The 23,932-nt window shown below is 46.7% G+C and carries 22 protein-coding genes; all 22 read left to right on the plus strand.

Annotation, left to right across the window (positions count from 1 at the left end):
* The first annotated feature begins 7 nt into the window (after positions 1 to 7).
* Positions 8 to 1,318 carry a histidinol dehydrogenase gene (hisD, locus tag MHH46_RS00785; protein ID WP_076126836.1) on the plus strand — a complete coding sequence of 437 codons (1,311 nt, stop codon included), beginning with the start codon at positions 8 to 10 and terminating at the stop codon, positions 1,316 to 1,318.
* Positions 1,305 to 1,913, plus strand: coding sequence for an imidazoleglycerol-phosphate dehydratase HisB (hisB, locus tag MHH46_RS00790; RefSeq protein WP_036687073.1), 609 nt, complete (start codon positions 1,305 to 1,307; stop codon positions 1,911 to 1,913). The genes hisD and hisB overlap by 14 nt, the downstream gene beginning before the upstream one ends.
* A gap of 1 nt (position 1,914) precedes the next feature.
* A complete protein-coding gene (hisH, locus tag MHH46_RS00795) occupies positions 1,915 to 2,538 on the plus strand; it encodes an imidazole glycerol phosphate synthase subunit HisH (protein ID WP_076126837.1) in 624 nt (207 codons plus the stop codon).
* 42 nt (positions 2,539 to 2,580) lie between these two features.
* A complete protein-coding gene (gene hisA, locus MHH46_RS00800; protein ID WP_076126839.1) occupies positions 2,581 to 3,318 on the plus strand; it encodes a 1-(5-phosphoribosyl)-5-[(5-phosphoribosylamino)methylideneamino]imidazole-4-carboxamide isomerase in 738 nt (245 codons plus the stop codon).
* 1,069 nt (positions 3,319 to 4,387) lie between these two features.
* On the plus strand, positions 4,388 to 5,146 hold the full coding sequence (gene hisF / locus MHH46_RS00805; RefSeq protein WP_036687077.1) for an imidazole glycerol phosphate synthase subunit HisF: 759 nt from the start codon (positions 4,388 to 4,390) through the stop codon (positions 5,144 to 5,146).
* Positions 5,143 to 5,856 carry a bifunctional phosphoribosyl-AMP cyclohydrolase/phosphoribosyl-ATP diphosphatase HisIE gene (gene hisIE, locus MHH46_RS00810; RefSeq protein WP_076126841.1) on the plus strand — a complete coding sequence of 238 codons (714 nt, stop codon included), beginning with the start codon at positions 5,143 to 5,145 and terminating at the stop codon, positions 5,854 to 5,856. Before hisF ends, hisIE begins: the two co-directional genes overlap by 4 nt.
* A 14-nt stretch (positions 5,857 to 5,870) precedes the next feature.
* On the plus strand, positions 5,871 to 6,698 hold the full coding sequence (gene hisJ, locus MHH46_RS00815) for a histidinol-phosphatase HisJ (RefSeq protein ID WP_076126843.1): 828 nt from the start codon (positions 5,871 to 5,873) through the stop codon (positions 6,696 to 6,698).
* Between the two features lie 23 nt (positions 6,699 to 6,721).
* A complete protein-coding gene (locus MHH46_RS00820; RefSeq protein ID WP_036687083.1) occupies positions 6,722 to 7,672 on the plus strand; it encodes a ribose-phosphate pyrophosphokinase in 951 nt (316 codons plus the stop codon).
* Positions 7,673 to 7,904: 232 nt separating this feature from the next.
* The gene (locus MHH46_RS00825; protein WP_076126845.1) at positions 7,905 to 9,644 is read left to right on the plus strand and encodes a tetratricopeptide repeat protein; all 1,740 of its coding nucleotides are present in this window, start codon (positions 7,905 to 7,907) and stop codon (positions 9,642 to 9,644) included.
* A gap of 150 nt (positions 9,645 to 9,794) precedes the next feature.
* On the plus strand, positions 9,795 to 10,748 hold the full coding sequence (trxB, locus tag MHH46_RS00830) for a thioredoxin-disulfide reductase (RefSeq protein WP_076192650.1): 954 nt from the start codon (positions 9,795 to 9,797) through the stop codon (positions 10,746 to 10,748).
* Between the two features lie 351 nt (positions 10,749 to 11,099).
* Positions 11,100 to 12,527, plus strand: a complete 1,428-nt coding sequence (uxaC, locus tag MHH46_RS00835) for a glucuronate isomerase (RefSeq protein WP_076192647.1) — start codon at positions 11,100 to 11,102, stop codon at positions 12,525 to 12,527.
* 57 nt (positions 12,528 to 12,584) lie between these two features.
* Positions 12,585 to 13,589: a LacI family DNA-binding transcriptional regulator gene (locus MHH46_RS00840; protein ID WP_076105201.1), complete on the plus strand. Its 1,005-nt coding sequence runs from the start codon at positions 12,585 to 12,587 to the stop codon at positions 13,587 to 13,589.
* Between the two features lie 157 nt (positions 13,590 to 13,746).
* Positions 13,747 to 15,216 carry a tagaturonate reductase gene (locus tag MHH46_RS00845; protein ID WP_076192645.1) on the plus strand — a complete coding sequence of 490 codons (1,470 nt, stop codon included), beginning with the start codon at positions 13,747 to 13,749 and terminating at the stop codon, positions 15,214 to 15,216.
* Positions 15,217 to 15,249: 33 nt separating this feature from the next.
* Positions 15,250 to 16,740, plus strand: a complete 1,491-nt coding sequence (locus tag MHH46_RS00850) for a UxaA family hydrolase (RefSeq protein ID WP_076192672.1) — start codon at positions 15,250 to 15,252, stop codon at positions 16,738 to 16,740.
* 207 nt (positions 16,741 to 16,947) lie between these two features.
* A complete protein-coding gene (locus MHH46_RS00855) occupies positions 16,948 to 17,172 on the plus strand; it encodes a DUF1858 domain-containing protein (RefSeq protein ID WP_076186866.1) in 225 nt (74 codons plus the stop codon).
* Between the two features lie 15 nt (positions 17,173 to 17,187).
* Positions 17,188 to 18,447 (plus strand): DUF438 domain-containing protein, encoded by a 1,260-nt coding sequence (locus MHH46_RS00860; protein ID WP_076186864.1) that lies wholly within the window; start codon positions 17,188 to 17,190, stop codon positions 18,445 to 18,447.
* Positions 18,448 to 18,656: 209 nt separating this feature from the next.
* Complete coding sequence (locus MHH46_RS00865) at positions 18,657 to 19,607, plus strand: ROK family glucokinase (protein ID WP_036687097.1); 951 nt, start codon at positions 18,657 to 18,659, stop codon at positions 19,605 to 19,607.
* Positions 19,608 to 19,653: 46 nt separating this feature from the next.
* Positions 19,654 to 20,553 (plus strand): RNase adapter RapZ, encoded by a 900-nt coding sequence (gene rapZ, locus MHH46_RS00870; RefSeq protein ID WP_076126855.1) that lies wholly within the window; start codon positions 19,654 to 19,656, stop codon positions 20,551 to 20,553.
* A gap of 54 nt (positions 20,554 to 20,607) precedes the next feature.
* Entirely contained in the window at positions 20,608 to 21,555 is a 948-nt protein-coding gene (gene yvcK, locus MHH46_RS00875; protein WP_169744815.1) for a YvcK family protein, read from the plus strand.
* A gap of 45 nt (positions 21,556 to 21,600) precedes the next feature.
* Complete coding sequence (whiA, locus tag MHH46_RS00880) at positions 21,601 to 22,530, plus strand: DNA-binding protein WhiA (RefSeq protein ID WP_036687104.1); 930 nt, start codon at positions 21,601 to 21,603, stop codon at positions 22,528 to 22,530.
* Between the two features lie 97 nt (positions 22,531 to 22,627).
* Positions 22,628 to 22,897, plus strand: coding sequence for an HPr family phosphocarrier protein (locus MHH46_RS00885; RefSeq protein WP_036687106.1), 270 nt, complete (start codon positions 22,628 to 22,630; stop codon positions 22,895 to 22,897).
* A 169-nt stretch (positions 22,898 to 23,066) separates the two neighbouring features.
* On the plus strand, positions 23,067 to 23,822 hold the full coding sequence (locus MHH46_RS00890) for an SIMPL domain-containing protein (protein WP_076126857.1): 756 nt from the start codon (positions 23,067 to 23,069) through the stop codon (positions 23,820 to 23,822).
* The last annotated feature ends 110 nt before the right edge of the window (positions 23,823 to 23,932 follow it).

A 23,932-nucleotide genomic window follows, 5' to 3' on the forward strand; every position in this document is an offset into this window, starting at 1 on the left:
ACCAGCGATGAAGGTTGTGTCGAGCAAGGACTTTAAGCTAGAGCGGGAAGTGGAGTATGGTACGCCAGAGCAAAATCAGGCGGTAAAGGAAATTGTGGCCGCCATTAAAAAAGAAGGAGACACAGCGCTTCTTCGCTATACGGAGCAATTTGACCGGGTTGCACTTACGCCGAATCAACTGCGGGTAACGCCGGAAGAGCTTCAGGCAGCGTATGGCCGAGTAGAGCAATCTTTCGTATCTGCCATTCAAGCAGCTGCAGCCAATATCCGGGCGTTCCATGCCAGACAGAAACGGAATTCATGGATGGATTTGCAGCCGGATGGCACGATTCTGGGGCAGATTATTCGTCCGCTGAAGCGGGTAGGGGTATATGTACCTGGTGGCAAAGCAGCTTATCCCTCCTCGGTGCTGATGAACGTGATCCCAGCACAGATCGCGGGTGTGCCGGAGATCGTCATGGTGACTCCGCCATCCACCGGCGGCAAGGAAGGGATTGACCCTTATATCCTGGTTGCTGCCGCAGAAGCAGGTGTGAATGAAATCTACCGTGTGGGCGGAGCACAGGCGGTAGCTGCTTTGGCTTTTGGTACGGAGAGCATAGCGCCGGTAGATAAAATATGTGGGCCTGGCAACATATACGTTGCGCTGGCTAAACGCGAGGTATATGGCGCCGTGGATATCGACAGTATCGCGGGTCCAAGCGAAATTGTCGTGCTGGCAGATGAGACCGCTGAGCCGGCTTATGTCGCAGCGGATCTGCTCTCGCAGGCCGAGCATGACGAGATGGCCTCGGCGATTCTGGTCACGCCATCGCAGAGCCTGGCGGATAACGTGGCGGCCGAAGTGGAGCGTCAGCTGCAAGAGCTGCCGCGTCAGGCGATCGCCCGTTCTTCGGTAGAGAATTACGGCGCGATCATTGTTGTGGAATCTATGGAGGAAGGGATCTCCGTAGTGAATAGACTGGCACCAGAGCATCTGGAGATTGTTGTCGAAGATCCTATGGGCCTCGTAGGCAGCATTGAGAATGCTGGAGCCATCTTCCTGGGAGCGTATAGCTCCGAGCCCGTGGGTGATTATTTTGCCGGGCCAAATCATATTATCCCAACCAATGGGACCGCACGTTTCTCGTCACCAGTGGATGTGGATGATTTTATTAAAAAATCAAGTCTGATCTATTACAGTAAGGAAGCACTCTTGCGTGATGGGAAGACCATTATAGAGTTGGCACGTCGCGAAGGCTTAGAAGGCCACGCACGAGCCATTGAGATTCGACTCAAGAACGAAGGAAAAGGTGGAGACGGATATGGAGAACAATAACGAACAGGCCCTGCGCCAAGCTGGATTAAGCCGTAAAACAAACGAGACGGATATAAAGTTGTCTCTTAACGTAGATGGAAGTGGAGTTTCAGAGCTGGAGACGGATGTTCCTTTTCTGAATCATATGTTGGATCTGTTCACGAAGCACGGACAATTTGACCTGTCTGTACAGGCGCGTGGAGACATCGAGATTGATGACCACCACACGGTTGAAGACATTGGGATCTGCCTAGGGCAGGCACTGCACGAAGCACTGGGTGATAAAAAAGGAATCAAACGTTATGCGAGTGTTTTTGTACCGATGGATGAGGCGTTGGCGCAGGTTGTGATCGATATCAGCAATCGCCCGCACTTTGAATATCGTGCAACCTATCCTTCACAGCAGGTGGGCAGCTTTTCGACGGAGCTTGTTCAGGAGTTCCTGTGGAAGTTCGCGCTCGAAGCACGGATTACGTTACATGTTATCGTACACTACGGTTCTAACACACACCACATGATTGAGGCTGTATTCAAAGCGCTTGGACGGGCGCTGGATGAGGCAACATTGATTGATCCCCGTGTGAAGGGTGTGCCTTCTACGAAGGGAGTGCTGTAGGATGACTGTTGCAATCGTCGATTATGGCATGGGCAACCTGCACAGTGTGAGTAAGGCGGTAGAACGTCTCGGTTATGAGTGTGTAGTGACGGGTGATGCCGAGCAAATTCTCGCTGCTGATAGTGTCATTCTGCCAGGTGTCGGTGCATTTGGCGATGCGATGGGGCATCTGCGGGAGAATGGTTTGGATCTTGTCGTCAAACAGGTAGCCGCTGGAGAGCAGCCTCTGCTTGGGATCTGTCTTGGTATGCAGCTGTTGTTTAGCACCGGTGAAGAGCATGGCAGCCATGAGGGGTTAGATATTCTCTCGGGTTCAGTGGTGCGGTTCGCTCCTAGAGATGGCTATAAGGTGCCGCATATGGGGTGGAACAAGCTTAGCTTTAGACAGCCGGAGAATCCGCTTTTTGTTGGCCTTGAGGAGGGGCATGTGTATTTTGTCCACTCTTATCACGCGCTTGTAGCAAAAGAGAGTGATCTGCTGGCCGTCACAGATTATGGTTACCCAGTTACAGCTATTGTCGGGCAAGATAATGTGTTCGGTATGCAGTTCCATCCGGAAAAAAGCGGAGAGCTGGGAATCAAGCTGTTGGGTAATTTTTTGAAGATTAAGAGAGAGCGGGCGTAAGTCACGCTATAAATATAATGGAACGAAAGTGGGGAGCGCCAAATGTCTTCTTTTATTGTATATCCGGCGATTGATATCCGGGATGGAAAATGCGTCAGGCTGCAGCAGGGGGATTACAATCAGGAAACGATATACAATGATAGTCCACTAAAGGTGGCAAAATCATGGGAAGAGCAAGGTGGAAAGTTCATTCATTTGGTGGACTTAGATGGTGCGAAAGCGGGTCATCCTGTGAACGATGCGATTATCGGTGCTATTGCTGCTAATGCTAACGTTCCTGTGCAGGTGGGTGGCGGTCTTCGCAATCTTGCGGACGTAGAGAAATTGCTCGGACTTGGCGTTAGCCGCGTTATTATCGGTACTGCTGCGATTAATGATCATGCTTTTACCGAAGAGGTACTGGCAAAATACGGCGATAAAGTCGCGATCGGCATTGATGCACGTAACGGTTATGTTGCGACACACGGCTGGCTGAACACCTCTGAAGTACGTGCTGAAGCTCTTGCCAAGGAATTGGCGGCAAAAGGAGCCGAGACATTCATTTACACCGACATCTCCCGCGACGGGATGATGCAGGGACCGAACGTGGACGGTATCCTGTCCATGGCGCAGGCCAGCGGTAAAACTGTGATCGCGTCCGGCGGAGTCACCAGTCTTGATGATCTGTTGCGTCTGAACGTGCACAGCGGCAGCGGTGTAGGCGGAGCTATTGTTGGCAAGGCGTTATATACGGGCAATATTGATCTTTCTGGAGCTTTGCGAGCGCTTGGGCAGAAATAGCGTTGGGCGAGCGCGCTAATTGATGAGCGGATGAACAAAAAGACGACATGAGCTAGCCAAGGAATAGTGGATTAATGAAACAGAAAGAACCAACAGTGGGTTAAAGAAATAGACTTAACAGTAACGTAGTGAACACAAATCACTAAATCACCAAACTAATTAATAAACGAGCGAATGAACAAAAAGACAATAGATGAACTAGTAAATGAGCAGTGGGTTAAAGAAATAGACGTAACAGTAAATGAGTAACTAATGATAATTAAATGAACGCCCAGAGAAGCAAACTAGCAAAAGTTAAACCAGCAAACCAGCAAAAGGGCTTAATAACAAAGCAACAAACCAACAAAAGAGCTAAAACAAACCAGCTGGCCAATAAAGCAACAAATCCAACTAGCTAATGTGTTTTCACTTTGCAAAAATCTCATCTCATTACGAATGGCGTAACGACTTGGGCGCTGTTTCAGCGAGGGATCCGGTGAAATTTTAATACCTGTGAAGATGGAGGTTACCCGCTAGCTAAAACCCGCTTCACAATCTGCTACAATAGGCGTAATGAGGCGGCGGGAAGGGTGTTTTTCCTCGGATGATGATTTAAGTGTACTTTATACAGCTATTTTTCACATTTAGAGCTGATTAGCTAATTTAGTTGTATTTCGTGCAGCTATAACTCAGAGATGAGTTGATTTATAAGCTCATCCCCAGATTTAGTTGTACGAAATGCAGTTAAAAGAGTAGCTTGCAAAAAGGTTGATAAAATAACTGCACGTTGTGCAACTAAATACTCGTGGGCTTGCAGGTGGCGCGAGCCCTTCCGACGACATAAGGGCCAAAACCGCGGAACATGAAGGTGTTATGGGTCAAGGAAGCGGCTACGAAGGGGTTAGCGATCATAGCACATGTTCAGCCGTGTGGGCTATGGTTCAGCCGGATGGGCTATGATCCGCCATGCCAACAATCGAGGTTTCCAAAGGGCAGGGGCCCTTGGGCTCCCCCTGGACTAAGAGGGCTTTAGGGGGACGGACACACTTTAGGTGCTTGAAAGGCTTTTTAAAGAAAGGGGGATTTCATAATGTTAGCAAAACGTATCATCCCCTGTCTTGACGTTAAGGATGGACGGGTAGTCAAAGGCGTTAACTTTGTGAATCTGCGTGATGCTGGAGATCCGGTAGAGCTAGCGGCGCTGTATGACCGTGAGGGCGCAGACGAGCTTGTGTTTCTCGATATATCGGCTTCCGTAGAAGGTAGAGCAACGATGATCGAGGTTGTGCGGCAGACCGCTGGTGAGATTGCCATTCCTTTTACAGTGGGTGGAGGGATCTCTACAACTGATGATATGAAAAGAATTCTTCGTGCAGGCGCAGACAAAATCGGCATTAATACGGCAGCCATCACTAATCCTCAGTTAATTTTGGACGGTGCTCGCCGATTTGGCTCCCAGTGTATTGTAGTAGCGATAGATGCTAAATATAATGAGGCTTTTGGTGAATGGGAAGTGTACACTCATGGCGGGCGTAAGCCCACCGGCATCCGTGCTCTGGCTTGGGCTAAAGAAGCTGAGAAGCTGGGCGCAGGTGAGATTTTGCTCACTAGCATGGATGCAGATGGCACAAAAGACGGCTTCGACCTGAAGCTAACCTCGGCAGTATGCGATTTGCTCAGTATTCCTGTGATTGCTTCTGGCGGCGCTGGGAAGAAGGAGCATTTTTACGATGTATTTACGGAAGGGAAAGCCGATGCGGGACTTGCGGCGACCATTTTTCACTATAAAGAGATTGCAATTAATGATTTAAAGGCAGATTTGAAGCAAAAAGGGGTAGAAATCCGATGAGCGAAACACAAAACAATACCACATTAAGCCAAAAAGAAGCTCTGGCAGGCATTCGCTGGAATGAAGCGGGTCTGGTGCCTGCCGTTGTTCAGGATGCTAGCAGTTTAGAGGTACTGATGGTTGCTTATATGAACTCCGAATCGTTACAGCTCTCACTGGAGAGTGGCCAGACTTGGTTTTGGAGCCGCTCGCGCAGCGAACTTTGGCATAAAGGCGGAACCTCAGGCAACACACAAGCTATTACCTCCATATCCTATGATTGTGATAGCGACACACTACTCGTGAAGGTTGTGCCTGAAGGACCAGCTTGCCATACTGGAGCTACGTCATGCTTTTTCCGTGAGATTCCTTTGAATAACCCAATAACAGATGCTTCGAAACCAGTGTCTAGTTTGACAGATGGTGAGCGTTTTGCTGTTCTTGGTGAGCTGGAGCGTGTGATTGCTGAGCGGGAAGTGGAACGCCCGGAAGGCGCGTATACCACTTATCTGTTTGATAAAGGCGTGGATAAGATCCTCAAAAAGGTAGGCGAGGAAGCTTCCGAGACCATAATTGCCGCCAAAAATAAAGATAACGCCGAGCTGCGTCTTGAGGTCAGTGATCTGATCTATCATCTGTTGGTATTGCTGCAAGAGCGCAAGCTTCCACTGGATGAGATTATGGAAGAGTTGAGTACCCGTCACGAACGCCCACGCCGGGATCAGTACTAAGGGAGGACTGAGTGATGCACATTGATTACCACACGCATCATGAACGCTGTGGCCATGCCGTGGGTAAGCTTGAGGAGTATGTACAGCGCGGGATAGAGCTTGGACTTCAGCAGCTGGGATTATCCGACCACTTGCCGCTCATCCACGTAGATCCCGCCAGCTATTATCCTGAAATGGCTATGCCAATGGCTGAACTGCCTCGTTATGTGGAGGAATGTCTAACCCTAAAGGAGCGTTACCGTGGAGTCATAGATCTGCGGGTGGGGCTGGAAGCCGATTATATCGAAGGCTATGAAGAGCAAATTCGCGAGATTTTGTCGCCGTATCCATGGGATTATCTTATAGGTTCTGTGCATTTTCTTGGGGAGTGGGATATTACGGATCACCGCCAGGTTCATGGTTGGGAAGGCAAAGATGCGCTACAGGTATATCGTCTTTATTACGATGCGGTAAAGAAGTCGGCGTTATCGGGATTATATGATATTATAGGACATATGGATGTTATTAAACGGTTCGGTTATGGCCCACAAACACCGGAGGGCACGGCTGAGGTAAGGGCGCTGGAGCTAGAGACCTTAAAGGTTATAGCGGATAGAGGAATCGCCATGGAGCTGAATGCATCCGGACTTACGAAGCCTTGCGCTGAGATGTTCCCGGCCGAGCATCTGCTACAGGAGGCCCTAAAGCTCGGCATACCGCTGACATTAGGCTCCGATGCACATGATCCTGCCAAGCTGGGGGACGGGCTGCAAGAGGCGCGTAGTATGCTTTGGCAGACTGGTTTTCGTGAGCTGGCTGTATTTGAGGGACGCCGCCGTACCACTGTTCAGTTCAAACTATAATATATAATCCGCAGGAGGGTATTATGCATCATCAACAATTACGTATTTTTTCCGGTTCGTCGAATCCAAAGTTAGCGGCTGATATTGCGGAGCGACTTGGTGTTGAATTGGGGCAGATAAAGCTGACCCGCTTCATGAGCGGCGAGATTTACGTGCATTACGAAGAAAGCATCCGGAACTGCGACGTATTTTTGGTGCAATCCCTTTCGCATCCCATTAATGAGATGTTCGTGGAGCTGCTGGTGATGATAGATGCTGCCAAACGGGCTTCAGCTCGTACAGTGAACATTATTGTGCCGTATTATGGGTACGCTCGGCAGGAGCGGAAGTCCGCACCCCGTGAGCCGATCTCGGCTAAGATGGTGGCTGATGTGCTGACGACCGCTGGAGCAACCCGCGTAATCACCATCGATTTGCACGCAGCGGCGATTCAAGGCTTTTTCAACATTCCGGTCGATCATCTGACTGCACTCGATTTGATCAGCAGCCATTTGAAAGCCAAGGCAATGTCTGATCTGGTCATTGTTTCCCCGGATGCAGGGCGTGCGTCTATGGCTGAGAAGCTGGCGAATAAGCTGGATTCACCTTTTGCCATTATGATCAAGAAGCGCCCAGCCCATAATGAATCGGTAATCACTCATGTCATTGGTGATGTCGAGGGACGGACACCTATCATTATTGAGGATCTGATCGATACTGGGACGACCATTGTGAATGTGGTAGAAGGCCTGAAGGAGAGAGGTGCGAAGGACAGTATTGTCTGCGCGACGCACGGATTATTCTCAGGGCCCGCGCTACAGCGGCTTGACCATCCTTCTATTCAGGAAGTGGTTACGACAGATTCTATTGCACTGCCTGATGACCATTCAAGTCGGTTTACGGTATTATCTGTTGCACCGATGCTTGCCCAGGCTACGCACATCATCCTTGAGGGTGGTTCAATCGATAAGCTATTTAGAGACGCGGGAATTTAATTCCCCGTCTTTTTTATTTTTTGTCAAAAAAGATGTTGTAAGCAGAGTGGTAGAGTCTTTCTCAACTTGAGATTCTCGCTGTCACATGTGGTATACTGTGTGGAGATACCCGCGCCCAATAAGGGAACGGAATAGCGATTAAGGATGGAGCTCCGGCATACCCCATAGGGCGCCGCCCTCCTATTTTTCGTTAGTATAAGGAAGCTTCTTATAAGGGAGGTGCCTTGCTTCCATGATTGAGAGAACTTCAGAGTATGAACTGGGGAATGATAATGTGATTCCTGTAACTCTGAATGCCAATTTTTTCTTTGAAAGAGCCGTTCGGTCCTTGGATCGCTTTCAATATGATAAGGCATTAAAGAATTTTCGCAAAGCTGTAGAGTACGAGCCGGAGAATCCGGTCAATCATTGCAACGTGGCTGGCGTATTATCAGAAATGGGTAATTATGAAGCGTCCAACGACATTTTAACCCATGTACTGGAGAATATTGATCCGGCAATGACGGAATGTTATTTCTATATGGCTAACAACTTCGCCAATATGGAAAGCTATGAGGAGGCAGAACGCTCACTCGTCACTTATCTCGAAGAAGATGTGAACGGTGAATTTCTGGCCGAATCGGAAGAATTGATGGAGCTGCTGCAATATGAGCTGGACCGTCCTGCTCCACTTATCCGGATTAGAAGCCGGGAAGGTGTAATAGAGCATGAGCGAGCCCGAGCACTGTTGGAGGAGGGCAAGTTTACACAAGCCGTCACTTTGCTTGAAGAGATTGTGAGCAATACGCCTGACTTCCTGGCGGCACATAACAACCTAGCCCTAGCGTATTTTTACATGGGTCGTTTTACCAAAGCTAAGGAATGTATTATGCGGGTGCTGGAGCAGGACTCCGGGAATTTGCATGCACTCTGTAACTTAGCGATCTTCCTTCAGTATGAAGGTGACCGCGGGCAACTGGATGGATTGTTACGCCTTCTGGAGACCACCATTCCGTTTCATCAGGAGCATCTGTTCAAAATGGCCACCACCATGGGGATTCTGGGACGCCATAGAACCGCCTATGGCCATTTTAGACGTCTGTTGAAGGATGAAGAGGTCGGTGGCGACGCCAGTCTCTATCATTACTGTGCGGCAGCTGCCAGCAATAGTGGCCTGTATACAGAAGCACAACGCTGCTGGCAGAAGGCGGCTAAGCTCGATCCGGAATCGGCTGTGCCGAGATTTTTTCTGGCTCAGCTGCAGCAGGCGCAGGGGGAAGGTAAAACGCTGTCGCTGGTCAGCTACAACTATCAGCTTCCTTTTCAGGAGCAGCTGAAGCTGTGGAAGGACAACAAGGGCAGCTTTACCGAAGAGGTACGGAACAATCCGCTGCTTCGCTCTTCCTTCTTCTGGGCGCTCCGCTACGGGGATGCCAATACGAAGCTTCAGGTTACAGAAGCTCTGCGGTGGATCGAAGATGAAGAGATGTCCGAAATTCTGCAAGGACTTCTGAAGCAGCAGCCCTTGCAGGAAGAAAAGCTGCAAGAAGCGGCACTTCTTAGTCTGCAGCGGCTGATTGGAAGTGTTCCTGAAGAGAATGTGCTTCAGGAAGTCAAAGAAACCTCTTCCCCGCGTCTGAAGGGACTGCCGGAATGGAGAGAGGATTGGCAGAAAGTTATCGACCAGACCCTTAGTATGATGGATCGAAGATATGATGCAATCCACAAAAAAGATGCTGAATTACTGTGGAAGCAATTTCTGAGCAGCCTTTATCCGGATGTTCCGTTTATCCGTCATGCGAATGGCTGGTGTGCTGCCTTAGAATATCTAATTGCTAAAACGCATAACCTGCCGGTCACCTACCGTGAAGTAGCTCAGCGTTACAATGTTTCCGTATCTATGGTCAGTCGTTATGCTCGGCGCATAGATACGGAATGTAGTTTCGAGGGAAGTGTGAGCGACAGCCTTCCGCCATTTACCGAGAATATCTAAATCGATCATGTAGTATTTCGTAGAAACGGAGCCCTTTTTATATGTCTTGCGTAACGCTAATGTTCCTTATAGGGACACCGAAGGCGTCTATGCTCGCCAAAAAAGGGCCCGTTTCTTCTAAATAAACCCTATTGTGAGGAGGCCACTGTTATGTACAAAACGATTGTAATCGGAACAGGCCCAGCCGGGCTTACTGCTGCAATTTATTTGGCACGTGCCAACCTAAACCCACTTGTGATTGAAGGTATGCAACCAGGTGGACAACTGACAACGACAACAGAAGTCGAGAACTTCCCAGGCTTTCCTGAAGGAATTCTAGGCCCGGATTTAATGGACAACATGCGCAAGCAGGCTGAACGTTTTGGGGCTGAATTTAAGAATGGTTGGGTGGATTCAGTTGATTTTTCACAGCGTCCATTTAAAGTGACTGTAGATGGATTGGGAGTATTAGAGGCGGAGTCAGTGATCATCTCAACCGGCGCATCTGCCAGATATTTAGGAATCCCCGGGGAGCAGGAGAATGTGGGCCGTGGGGTCAGCACTTGTGCTACTTGTGACGGATTCTTTTTCCGTGGCAAAAAGATTATTGTCGTCGGTGGTGGAGATTCAGCGATGGAGGAAGCCAGCTTTTTAACCCGATTCGCTTCCAATGTAACATTGGTTCACCGTCGTGATGAGCTTAGAGCTTCGAAGATTATGCAGGCTCGCGCACGGGATAACAGTAAGGTATCGTGGGCTCTTAACCGTACACCGCTTAAGGTTACAACCGACGAGTCTGGCGTTAAGGGGCTGACGGTTCGCAACAATGAGACGGGAATTGATGAACTCATCGAAGCGGACGGAGTGTTTATCGCGATCGGGCACACGCCGAACACCGGATTTTTAGGGGGGCAAATTACGACCGATACCAACGGCTACATTGTGGTCAACCCTGGAACGACAGAAACGAACATCCCGGGCGTATTCGCTTGTGGCGACGTGCAGGATACCCGTTATCGTCAGGCAATTTCTGCAGCGGGATCCGGCTGTATGGCAGCAATGGATGCTGAGAAGTACCTAGAGGGTACGATGGTGCATGACTGGAGCGAAACACTGGATAGTTAATTTTGCGAGAAATCTTAGTCCGATGACATATAAGCAGGTAATCCTTTTTCTAAAGGGTTGCCTGCTTTTTTCAATATTGGCGGGGCCGTGTCCAGATATTAAATATGTTGTTTATTTATTACCGCTCGGAAGTTAAAATAACTGTAACAATGTCTTTATAAAAAGACTTGCGCATTTTAAAAATACGTTTACAATGAAGATATAATGTTAACGTGAACAATTTACACAAACACTATTATAAGCAATAATTTTAAGTTTAAAATATTTATTAAGAAATCGACCGATTGAATAAATGTTCACGTTAAACTTTGTGTAACTCCCATTCGAACTTAAAGGAGAGCAGCAAACCTCATGAGTAAAAAATTCATGGATGAGAACTTCCTATTGTCGAGCGAGACCGCAATTAAGCTGTTTCATCATCATGCGAAAGACATGCCCATTATCGATTATCATTGCCACCTCAGCCCAAAAGAAATTTATGAGAACAAAACGTTCAACAATATCACCGAAGCTTGGCTGTATGGCGACCATTATAAATGGAGAGTGATGCGCGCTAACGGTATAGAAGAGAAATTCATTACTGGCGATGCCAGTGATTATGATAAATTTTTAGCCTGGGCTAGAACGGTTCCGATGATTATCGGGAATCCGCTATACCATTGGACGCATCTGGAGCTGCAACGTTTCTTCGGTGTATATGAGTTGCTGAATGAAGCTAACGCACCAAAAATTTGGGATGAAGTGAATAGACAGTTACAGGGTGAAGGATACGGAGCAAGAGATTTGATCATTAAATCGAAGGTGACTACGGTTTGTACTACCGATGATCCTGTAGATAATCTGGAATATCATGAGAAAATCAGTAATCTGAGTGGATTCAATGCTAGCGTTGTGCCGGGATTCCGGCCAGATAAAGCGCTTGAAATCAACCGTCCTACCTTCCAGCCTTGGGTAGCTCAGCTAAGCGAAGTTTCGGGAATGGCTGTTAAGAATTACGGACAGTTTCTTGCAGCATTGGAGAGCAGAGTGAGATTCTTCCACGCCAGAGCCGGCCGTGTATCTGACCATGCTTTGGATGCGGTAATGTTTGAGCCTACTACCTTGGAGGAAGCTACAGCTATATTCGCTAAAGCACTTTATGAAGGCACTGTAAGTGAGAGTGAAGAAAAGAAATATAAAGGATTCACGCTAGTATTCCTCGGCAAATTGTATAACGAGCTGGATTGGGCGATGCAATTCCATATTCATGCGCTACGGAATAACAACAGCGTAATGTTCGGACGTCTCGGACCTGACACGGGTTATGATTCTATCAATGACGGCGTGATTGCTAAGCCTTTGGCGGGTCTGCTCGATGCGCTGGATCGTGAGAATGCGTTGCCTAAGACCATTTTGTACTCATTGAACCCTAATGATAATCATGTTATTGCCAGTCTAATGGGTAGCTTCCAGGGCGGCGGTATTCCAGGGAAGATTCAATTCGGAACCGCATGGTGGTACAACGATAATAAAGACGGCATGCTGGAACAGATGAAGACACTTGCTAATCTAGGCGTACTTAGCCAATTTGTTGGGATGTTAACAGACTCCAGAAGCTTTTTATCGTATACCAGACATGAGTACTTTAGAAGAATCTTGTGTGATCTAGTAGGCTCTTGGGTAGAAGCTGGAGAAGCCCCGGATGATATGGAGTTACTGGGCAGTATGATTGAGAACATCTGTTACAATAACGCTGATCATTATTTTAATTTCTCGAAACAGGCATTGGTGACTAGGTAATCGTTATGATATCCTTACATGGAAGAGCCAAACCCGTTTAATAAGGAAGGTTGACCCATGGCACCTACAATCAAGGATATCGCCAAATTGGCGAATGTATCGCATACAACTGTATCGAGAGCACTTAACAATAGTCCACTAATTAAAGAGGTCACACGTAAAAAAATTGCCGAGATCGCTGCGCAAGTGGGTTACGTCCCTAATTACAATGCCAAAAGCCTTGTGATGCAGCGATCCTATACCATTGGTCTGTTCTTCACGAGTATTGCCAACGGCACAACTTCTGGTTTCTTCTCTGATACGATTCGTGGTGTAAATAGGGTCATAGATGTAGAGTACAATCTGTTCATCCGTGGGATCGACGATTATGCGGATTACTCCTCTATTCATCGCAAACGTTTTGATGGAATTATTCTAATGAGCCAGAGTGAAGCAGATAATAAATTCATTTACCATGTTGTCCAGCAAGGCATTCCAATCGTTGTGCTGAACCGGGAAATTGATGACCGTTCCATTATCAACATCATCTCGAACGACCGGGAAGGTGCTTATAATGCAGGCAAATACCTGATCGAAAACGGGCATCAAGACATTGCAATTATTGAAGGTGTCGAGGGCTTTAAATCCACACAGGAACGCAGAGATGGCTTTATAAAAGCTTTGATTGACCATAATATCCCTGTTCGTAATGACTACATGATAAGCGGTAGTTATGATATGCAAAGTGGATATGAGGCGATGGGCAAGCTGCTGGATCTCGAGAAGCCACCGACTGCTGTATTTTGCTCCAATGATGATATGGCGATCGGGGCTATGAAAGGCGTGTTTGAGCGAGGGCTGCAGGTGCCAAATGATATCTCTGTTGTTGGTTTTGACGACATTGGGTTTTCACTTTTTGCCAATCCTTCACTCACCACGGTCAAACGTCCTATTGAGAAGATTAGTGAGCAAGGCGCTCGCCAGCTGTTAAGCTTGGTCAAGGAACCCTCAGAAAAAGACGGGCGGATCTCGATCGAGACAGAGCTTATTGCCAGAGAATCAGTCAGGAAGTTGCAGAAGTAGAGGCTGCGCATAGCAGCCTGATCCTTTACCTTCGTAAAGGATTGCTATCTAAAATTTTCACGTGTGCATATATTTAATGAATTAGTAATATAAATATGATTTTATATAGTTTATTTAATAAGTTTATCGTGTGCATTTACTATTAGGAGGCGTTAATATGAAAAGATTAAATAGTGATAATTGGACAGCTTACAAGCAGTATCCTGAGAAGGTTCTACAATTTGGCGAAGGCAATTTCATGCGCGCCTTTGTAGATTGGCAGATTCATACCATGAATCAAAAAACGGATTTCAATGGTGGAGTGGTTGTTGTACAGCCATTGGCTAACGGACTGGCAGAAATGCTGAATGATCAGGATGGGCTGTATACCCTTTATCTGCAAGGCATTAAAGACGGAGCGGCTGTAAAAGAACACGAGGTAATTAATTGTATTACGCGGACGCTTAATCCCTATTCACAGCATGAGGAGTATATGAAGCTGGCTGAGAACCCTGAGCTGCGCTTTATCGTGTCTAATACTACTGAAGCGGGAATTGCTTTTGAAGCTGGCGACAAGTTAACCGATACGCCGCAGAGTAGTTTCCCAGGCAAGCTGACGGCCTTATTGTACAAACGTTATCAAATTTTTAATGGGGAGGCTTCTAAAGGTTTTATCATCATTCCATGCGAGCTGATTGACCGGAATGGTGATGAACTCAAAAAGGTTATTTTGAAATATGCTGAGCTGTGGAATCTTGGAGAAGGTTTTGTGAACTGGTTGAATGAAGCTAATACCTTCTGCTGCAGTCTGGTGGACCGCATTGTTCCCGGTTATCCAAGAGACAGCATTGCCGAGATTACAGAAGAGCTGGGTTATGAGGATAAGCTGGTCGTTGTCGGCGAGCAATTCCATCTTTGGGTGATTGAAGGACCACAGTGGATTAAAAAGGAGTTTCCGGCTGAACTAGCAGGTCTTAATGTGCTGGTGGTGGATGATATGGCCCCTTATCGGACTCGTAAAGTGAGGATTTTAAACGGAGCTCATACAGCTATGACACCAGTAGCGTATTTGTACGGTATTGATACGGTTGCTGAAGCCATTGAGCACGAAGAGGTTGGGGCGTACGTGAAGTCCTTAATCTATGATGAGATTATTCCAACGCTGGATCTGCCGGCAGAGGAATTGAATTCTTTTGCAGACGCGGTATTAGAAAGATTCCTGAACCCTTATGTGCAGCATTACTTGATGAGCATTTCCCTTAATTCTATATCGAAGTTTAAGACAAGAGATCTGCCTTCTTTACTGCAATATGTAGAGGCCAAAGGACAATTGCCTGAAAAGCTTGTCTTCTCATTGAGCGCATTAATTGCCTTCTATAGAGGACGCAGAGGGGAAGAAAACATTCAACTGGCTGATGATGCGGATATTTTGGAATGGTTCGCCTCCTTATGGGGAGGATGGGATGGCACAGACACCGGGCTGCGCGCACTGGCCGTCGAAGTACTTGCCGCAACCAATCGCTGGGGCTGTGACCTGAATGAAGTGTCTGGACTTACTGACAAGGTGACAGAAGGACTGATTGCGATTGAGAAAAATGGCATGAAGCAAGCCTTAAAAGCGTTCGTGAAGAGACCGGCACACAACTAATACCCTGGAGGTGACAATGATATGATCAAGACGATGAAAGAAGTATTGCAGATTAATGAGGCTGATAATGTCGCTGTTGCACTAAAAGACTATAAAGCAGGCGACACCATTGTGATTGGTTCAAAAGAGATTAAAATTACTGAAGATATCGCTAGAGGCCATAAAATTGCACTATCCAGCATTAGCGAAGGTGAAAACGTATTGAAATATGGTTACCCCATTGGTCATGCTATAGCGTCTATCGCGCCGGGGCAGTGGGTGCATACCCATAACACTAAGACAAACCTAACAGGGGTAGAGGAATATACCTTTGAGCAGAAGCTGACGCCGAATCCTTTTGCAGCGGAGAATTTGACCTTTAAGGGGTATCGCCGCTTTGATGGATCTGTAGGTATCCGCAATGAGCTGTGGATCGTCCCTACTGTTGGTTGTGTGAATGGAGTGGCGGAGCAGATCATCAATATTTTCAAAGCAGAGGTTGGAGATATCGCACCTTTCGATAACGTGCTCGTGCTTAAGCATAACTACGGTTGCTCCCAGCTGGGCGATGATCATGACAATACACGTACGATTCTGGCTAACGCGGTTAAACACCCGAATGCGGGCGGCGTGCTTGTGCTCGGATTGGGCTGTGAGAATAACAATTTGCATATTTTTAAAGACATGCTGGGCAGCTATGATGAGGATCGTGTGCGTTTCCTTGTCTCCCAAGAGGTTGGGAATGAGATTGAAGAAGGCGTGAAGCTGCTGAAGGAAATCTATAATAATGTCCAAGGCGATCAACGGGAAGAGGTATCACTCTCTGAGCTGAAAATCGGTCTGAAATGTGGAGGCTCCGACGGGTTATCCGGTATTACTGCGAATCCGCTCCTTGGACGTCTGTCTGATTATATGGCTGCTCAAGGCGGGACCACTGTACTGACAGAAGTACCTGAAATGTTTGGTGCCGAAAAAATTCTAATGGAACGTGCTGCGGACGAAAATATTTTCAACAAAATTGTTGATCTCATTAATGACTTTAAGCAGTATTTTATGGACTATAAACAGCCGGTATATGAAAATCCTTCTCCAGGGAATAAAGCCGGAGGAATTACTACGCTTGAGGATAAATCATTGGGTTGTACTCAAAAATCCGGGAACGCTACAGTTATGGATGTCCTCAAGTACGGGGAGCTTATCACTAATAAAGGCTTAAATCTCCTTAACGCACCTGGCAATGATCTTGTGGCTTCCTCTGCACTGGCTGCTGCTGGCTGCCAATTGGTGATCTTTACGACCGGGCGGGGAACACCATTTGGTACATTCGTGCCTACGATGAAGGTATCTACCAATACCCCATTGTATGAAGGCAAACGTCATTGGATCGATTTTAATGCAGGTGTGTTGGTGGAAGATGGTTCTCCAGATGAGGTCCTGCGCAGCTTCATAAACTATATTATTGCGGTGGCCAGCGGTGAATGGGTTAATAATGAAAAGAATAATTTCCGTGAGATCTCCATATTCAAAACAGGAGTAACGCTATAATAAATCATTAATTAATGACAAATCAGGCTGTCTCTTATGCTTTTTAAGCGTAGGGGGCAGTTTTTTTAGGTTCACAGCAGACATAATCCGTCTTAAAAAGAACGATAATTGCATTCTTTTGAATTAGTGATTGCAATCACAATGGTCCTGTACGGCCTGTGCTAATCTTTTATTGAGAATAGTTCTCACATGAAGGAGAAGAGTGAAATGGAAAAAGTGCTGAGTTTGGATGAATCTATATTCGAGATGGTATCACGGCATCCGGAGGTCATCGAGATTATGGTAGAGCTGGGCTTTAAGGATATTGCCAAGCCTGGCATGCTGCAGACCGCTGGCCGTTTCATGACCTTATCCAAAGGAATTAAGCTGAAGAAAATGGAACTCGAGCACGTGAAGCTAACTTTTGAACGTCATGGTTTCGAGATTATTTAATAAAGGAGTGTTAATATGAGCGAACTGATTAACAACCGTGAAGTTGATGTGCCGGAACAGACTCGTCGCCAGGCTATGCTTAAGGAGATTATTAAAGAGCTGCATGCAGGGAAAAGTGTAGAAGAGGTTAAGGCGCGATTCGCCGAAGCTGTGGGTGATGTTACCGTAGCGGAGATTTCCGCGATGGAGCATTCATTAATGACCGAAGAAGGAATTCCGGTATCCGAGGTCCAACGTCTTTGTTCGGTACATACAGCCATTTTTAAAGGCTCTATTGAGCAGATTCACCGCTCGTCCCAGCCCGAGGAGCAGCCAGGCCATCCAGTACACACCTTCAAATTGGAGAATCGTGAGATCGAAAGACTTGTTAACTTCCGCATGGATCTGCACGCAACAAAGTTTCAAAAGAATGATAGTGAGGAACTGATCTTCAAATTGTTGGAGGATCTTAGCTTGCTGCTGGATCTTGATAAACACTATAGCCGAAAAGAAAATCTGCTGTTCCCATACCTCGAAAAATACGGCATTTATGGCCCAACCAAGGTAATGTGGGGAGTGGATGATAATATCCGCCGTATGATTAAAGAGGCAAAAGCAGCGCTCAGCACTTATAGCGGAAACGCAGCAGAAATAGGCGTTCAGCTTGAGGAGATCATCAAGGAAGTTAATGAAATGATCTTTAAGGAAGAAAATATTCTATTGCCTATGGCCCTGGACAAACTGACGGAAGATGAATGGGTCAAAATCGCCCGGGAGAGCGATGAGATCGGGTTCTGCCTAACCGCACCGGAGCAGGAGTGGATCCCTGAGCGGGCCGCTGAGCCGGACGGCGCAGTGCTGGAAGAAACAGAAGGAGCTACGCCGCAAGGCGGGTTCATCCGTTTTGAGACAGGGTTGTTGTCACTGCATCAGCTGGAGACCGTACTCAACCATCTTCCTGTAGATCTAACCTTCATTGATGAGAATGATGTTGTCCGATATTTTTCACATGGGAAGGAGCGTATCTTTGCCCGAACTAAAGCGGTTATCGGCCGTACAGTACAGAACTGTCATCCCCCGCAAAGTGTTCATGTGGTAGAGAAGCTTTTGGAAGACTTTAAGGCAGGCCGTAAGGATGCTGAAGACTTCTGGATCAATATCAAGGATAAGTTTATCTACATCCGTTACTTCGCTGTACGAGACGAGTCAGGCCAATATATGGGCACGCTAGAGTTCACACAGAATATCGCTCCAATCCGAGCATTAGAGGGCCAAAAGCGCATTTTATCAGAATAAATCGGTGCGTTGGGTTATTTTCCAGATAATAATATAAGTACAAGACTCTCTTACTTAGGCGTAAGGGGGTCTTTTTAGAATATAATAGAGTATACTCTTAAAATAAGGAATTCCCGGGTGTGTTGTCTTTCCTTGACCACAGAGAGGGCTTCTATTATAGTTGGTACTTAGGATTAACTATTTTAGTATAAAAAAAGGTGGCTTGTTACATGTCTGAGAATATCTACGTTGGCGTGGATTTGGGTGGAACTGCAATTAAGGTTGGAATCTGTAATGCTGAAGGTACCCTGCTACATACTTATGAGGGACCTACAGGAACTGCAGAGGGTGTCGATACTGTTATCGATAATATCGAGAAGTATGTACGCCAAATTGTGGAGGATTCCCCGTACTCTTGGGATCAGCTTGCAGGTGTAGGAGCGGGTGTAGCCGGGTTCACAAATATTCGTGAAGGAATCATCATCCTTGCGCCTAACATAGGATTTAGAGATGTGCCGATCCGTTCCATTTTGGAAGATCGTTGGAACAAGCCTGTCAAAATAGACAATGATGCGAATGTGGCTGCACTGGGCGAAGCTTGGAGTGGTGCGGGACGTGGCGTTGATAACTGTGTCTGCTATACGCTTGGAACAGGTGTCGGTGGCGGAATCATTATTAATGGAAAGATTTATCAAGGCTTTGCGGGATTAGCTGGTGAGCTTGGTCATATCACAGTAGTGCCGGATCTGGAAGCTATTCAATGCGGCTGTGGCAACATGGGCTGTCTGGAAACCGTTTCCTCCGCTACAGGTATTATCCGCATGGCTAATGATGCAGTAGCTCGTGGCGATCGTACTTCTCTCTCTATGGTAGAGAAGATTGCTGCGAAAGAAGTCTTTGATGCGGCTAAGGCTGGCGATGAAGTAGCTATCCGTATAGTAAATCGTGCAGCGTACTATCTGGGTAAATCCATGGCTTCTGTTGCGGCTGTGCTTAACCCTGAAGTATTTATCGTTGGCGGCGGTGTGTCTAAGGCTGGAGATATTCTATTTGATGAGGTTCGTCGAGTGTTTGCGAAATTGACACCGGCTCCGCTTCAAACTGGTGTTTCGATTATTCCAGCTGAGCTTGGCAATGACGCAGGTATTGTTGGGGCTGCCGGCCTTTTGCTGCGTTCTTAAAAGACGGGAAGTATTCATATACTAAATCTAGGGAGGGGACGCTTTTATGACCGAATTGGACAATACCCCAACGGCTGGAGCCACCCTGATTATTATTACGGGAATGTCAGGTGCGGGGAAGACAATTGCTGTACAAAGTCTGGAAGACCTAGGGTTCTTCTGTGTCGATAATTTACCACCGGTGCTGATTCCCAAGTTCGCAGAGCTAATTGAACAGTCAAAGGGTAAGATTGCCAAGGTAGCCCTTGTAATTGACCTGCGTGGTCGAGAATTCTTCACTGCTTTGTCTGAGTCTCTTGCCTATATCAAGGATGAGTCAACCATTGGCTGTGAGATCTTGTTTTTGGATGCTACAGATTCAGTACTTGTTCAGCGTTACAAGGAAAGTCGACGTCATCATCCATTAGCACCTAAGGGGCTGCCGCTTGATGGTATCAAGCTAGAACGTAAAATGCTTGAAGAATTGAAAAATTCAGCTACGTTATGTTTAGATACCAGCAGTATGAAGCCCGTGCAGCTTAAGGAGAAGATCGTTTCACGGTTTTCGCATCTAGGAAAAAGTACGCTTTCCGTCAATATTACATCCTTCGGATTTAAGTACGGTATTCCTATTGATGCAGATCTTGTCTTCGATGTCCGCTTCTTGCCTAACCCACATTATGTGGACCATCTGCGGCCTAAAACCGGCCAGGACAGTGAAGTCTACGATTATGTAATGAAGTGGCCTGAAACACAGGTGTTCCTGACCAAACTGCTCGATATGCTTCATTTTCTAATTCCGCAATATCGTAAGGAAGGTAAGTCCCAGATTATCATTGGCATTGGCTGTACGGGAGGTAAACACCGTTCCGTAGCCATTTCCGAGTATTTGGGTAAAATGCTGGGCGTTAGCGAGACGGAATCCGTAACCGTTAGTCATCGGGATTCCGAGCGTGATCGGCACTAGAGAGAAGGGGTCATAGTGGCTGAAGAACAAAGACAGCGTCCACGTATCGTCGTTATGGGCGGTGGCACGGGGTTATCTGTCATGCTTCGTGGTTTAAAAGAGAAGCCATTAGATATTACTGCTATTGTTACCGTTGCCGATGATGGGGGAAGCTCAGGTATTTTGCGCAGTGAACTGCAAATGCCTCCTCCTGGGGACATCCGCAACGTATTGACAGCTATGGCTGATGTGGAGCCGCTCATGGCAGAGATTATGAGATACCGTTTCAACACGGGTGAGGGACTAGCTGGTCATAGTCTCGGCAACTTGATTCTTGCTGCGCTCACGGATATATCCGGCGATTTCGTTACGGCTGTACGGGAGCTTAGTCGATTATTCGCTGTTCGCGGCCGGGTATTGCCTGCGGCCGGTGAAGCTGTAATCCTGCATGCAGAAATGTCGGACGGCACGATTATCACGGGGGAGTCCAAAATCCCTGAAGCTGGCGGGATCATCAGACGAGTGTCCTTGGAGCCGCCAGATGTAGAACCGTTGCCCGAAGCGCTTGAGGCGATTCGGAATGCAGATGCGATCCTGCTGGGTCCTGGCAGTCTGTATACGAGCATTCTTCCCAACCTGCTTGTTCCGAAACTGGCAGAAGCGGTTGTATCTTCGAATGCTATCAAAATTTTCGTCTGCAACGTAATGACTCAGCCGGGTGAAACGGATAACTATACCGTCAGCGATCATCTTCAAGCTGTATATGATCATATCGGGATCGATTTATTCGATTATGTTATTGTTAATGACGGTGAGATTCCGGAACAGGTCCAGACGAAATACGCCGAGAAGGGCGCGCGCCCGGTGCAGCTTGATAAAGAAGCGCTGGATGGCAATGGATACAAGGTTATAGCCGATAAACTGGTTTTATTCCGAACTTATTTGAGACATGATACCGATAAGCTTAGCCATCACATTTATCAGCTTGTGCAGGATTGGATAAACAGAAACCCTAGGGTATAACTTATAGATGAGAACGAAGTACTTATCAAGAAAGAGGTGAGACCCTTGTCTTTTGCGGCCCTTACCAAAAAAGAGCTGACGATGGTGGAGAGTGAACCCTGCTGCGAGAAGGCGGAAATGTCAGCGCTTATCCGTATGAATGGATCTGTGCAGCTTTCAAGCAAAAAGGTTATTCTCGACATTTCGACGGAGAACGCCGCGATTGCAAGGCGGGTATATTCTTTACTTAAGAAATATTACCAGGTCCATATTGAGCTACTCGTGCGTAAAAAAATGCGTTTGAAGAAAAATAACGTCTATATCGTCAGAATCCCAAACCGTGTACAAGAGATCCTAAAGGATCTTAGAATTGTGTCGGAAGGATTTATTTTTACCGATGGTATTGATGATGAGATTGTTGGGAATAACTGCTGCAAGCGTGCTTATTTGCGCGGTGCCTTTCTGGCTGGCGGATCGGTTAATAATCCGGAAGGCTCCTCCTACCATTTGGAGATTTCCTCGATGTATGAGGAACATTGTAAAGCATTAGTGGATCTGGCTGGGGAATTCCACCTAAACGCACGCTGCATCGAACGTAAAAAAGGGTTCATTCTTTACATTAAAGAAGGCGAGAAGATTATTGAATTCTTAAGTTTGATTGGAGCGCATCAGGCGCTGTTCAAATTTGAGGATGTAAGAATTATGCGCGATATGCGTAATTCCGTGAATCGGATCGTGAACTGCGAGACCGCAAATCTCAACAAAACAATAAGTGCTGCGGTGCGGCAGATTGAAAATATCAAGCTGTTGCAGCGAGAAATGGGACTGGAGAATTTGCCGGATAAACTGCGTGAAGTAGCAGAAATTCGAATGGCGCATCCAGATATCAACCTCAAGGAGGTTGGTGAAATGCTCAAAGGTACAGTCAGTAAGTCGGGAGTAAATCATCGGCTTCGTAAGATTGATGAGCTGGCGGACAAGGTTCGAGGCGGCTAATTACTTTTTTTCTAGTGTGGTTTACGTTATAATGATATAATAATATAAAATTAATGTGAAACTTTTGGGGAGAACTCAATTAGGGGGTAAGCGTTTCATGACAAAGCACCCGGTAGTTGTTCGGTTGAAGACAGGGCTTCATGCCCGACCGGCAGCATTGTTTGTGCAAGAAGCTAACAAGTTTTCGTCGGAGATTTTCGTGGAAAAAGATGATAAAAAAGTAAATGCTAAAAGTATTATGGGGATTATGAGCCTCGCTATCAGTTCCGGCACGGAGATTTACATTAGCGCGGACGGTGCGGATGCCGATCAAGCTGTAAACGCTTTGACAAGTCTGGTCAGCAAAGAAGAGCTTGAGAACCAATAATAGGAAGACAACATCGTTTCTGCTAGGAAGACTTTATTTATCGCATGACCAAAAGCCCTTCGGGGCTTTTTTTAATACCAAAAAATAGATGGAGAACGTGCAACATTTACCAAAATGACTCGTCTAGAGGATAATAACAAATCACAAGAAATGAAAGGGGCTGGCAAATATGAAAGGTTTATTGAAGAAAATTGGTTCAGTGATGATCGTAGGGAGTTTGTTAATTGGAGGGATCAGCATGAGTGGTGTTTTCCAAGGTCCTGCAAAGGCTTACGCAGATGAAGTGCAGAAAAATGTCGTTAGTGTAGTAGGTAAAGGCGAATTGTCCCTCAAGCCGGATATCGTATACTTGTCCATCGGTGTGGATACTACAGCCACAACTGCGCAAGAAGCGCAGAAGACCAATGCCGCTAAAATTCAGAAGATTATGACTTTACTGAAGAATACTTGGAAAATTGCAGATAAAGATATTCAAAGCACGCAGTTTTATGTGCAACCCAATTATAGTTACAGCGAAAAAGAAGGACAGCAAGTGAAGGGGTACAACGCCAATCATACGCTGTTAGTGTCTTATAGAGATCTGACCAAGGTTGGTGAATTGCTGGACGCTGCATCTGCGGCAGGGGCGAATAATATCGGAAATGCACGTTTTTCTGTGGAAGATACTTCTGCATTTGAAGCTCAGGTGATTGAAAAAGCGATGGCGAATGCAGATGTTAAAGCAGGGGCTATTGCTAAGGCAGCTAAACGCAGCTTGGGTCAAGTGATCACGGTCAGCCAAAATGATGGCGATATCACTCCGGTTTATTTTGAACAGAATCTAAAAATGAATATGGCTGCAGCAGATGCTGGTGCAAGCACATCTGTGCAACCCGGAGTAGTTAAAGTTACAACTCAGCTGAGCGTAATGTATGAATTGAAATAGTATCAGAACAAGGTGAATGCAGAGAGGAGAGGTGTCTTCCACTAGTAATAGTGGGGGGGCGCCTCTTTTTTTGTGTAAGTTCTCTACGATTCTGTTTAATAAATTGGAAA

The organism is Paenibacillus sp. FSL H8-0175, assembly GCF_045040615.1.
In the GTDB taxonomy this organism is placed as follows: Bacteria; Bacillota; Bacilli; order Paenibacillales; family Paenibacillaceae; genus Paenibacillus_AQ; species Paenibacillus_AQ odorifer.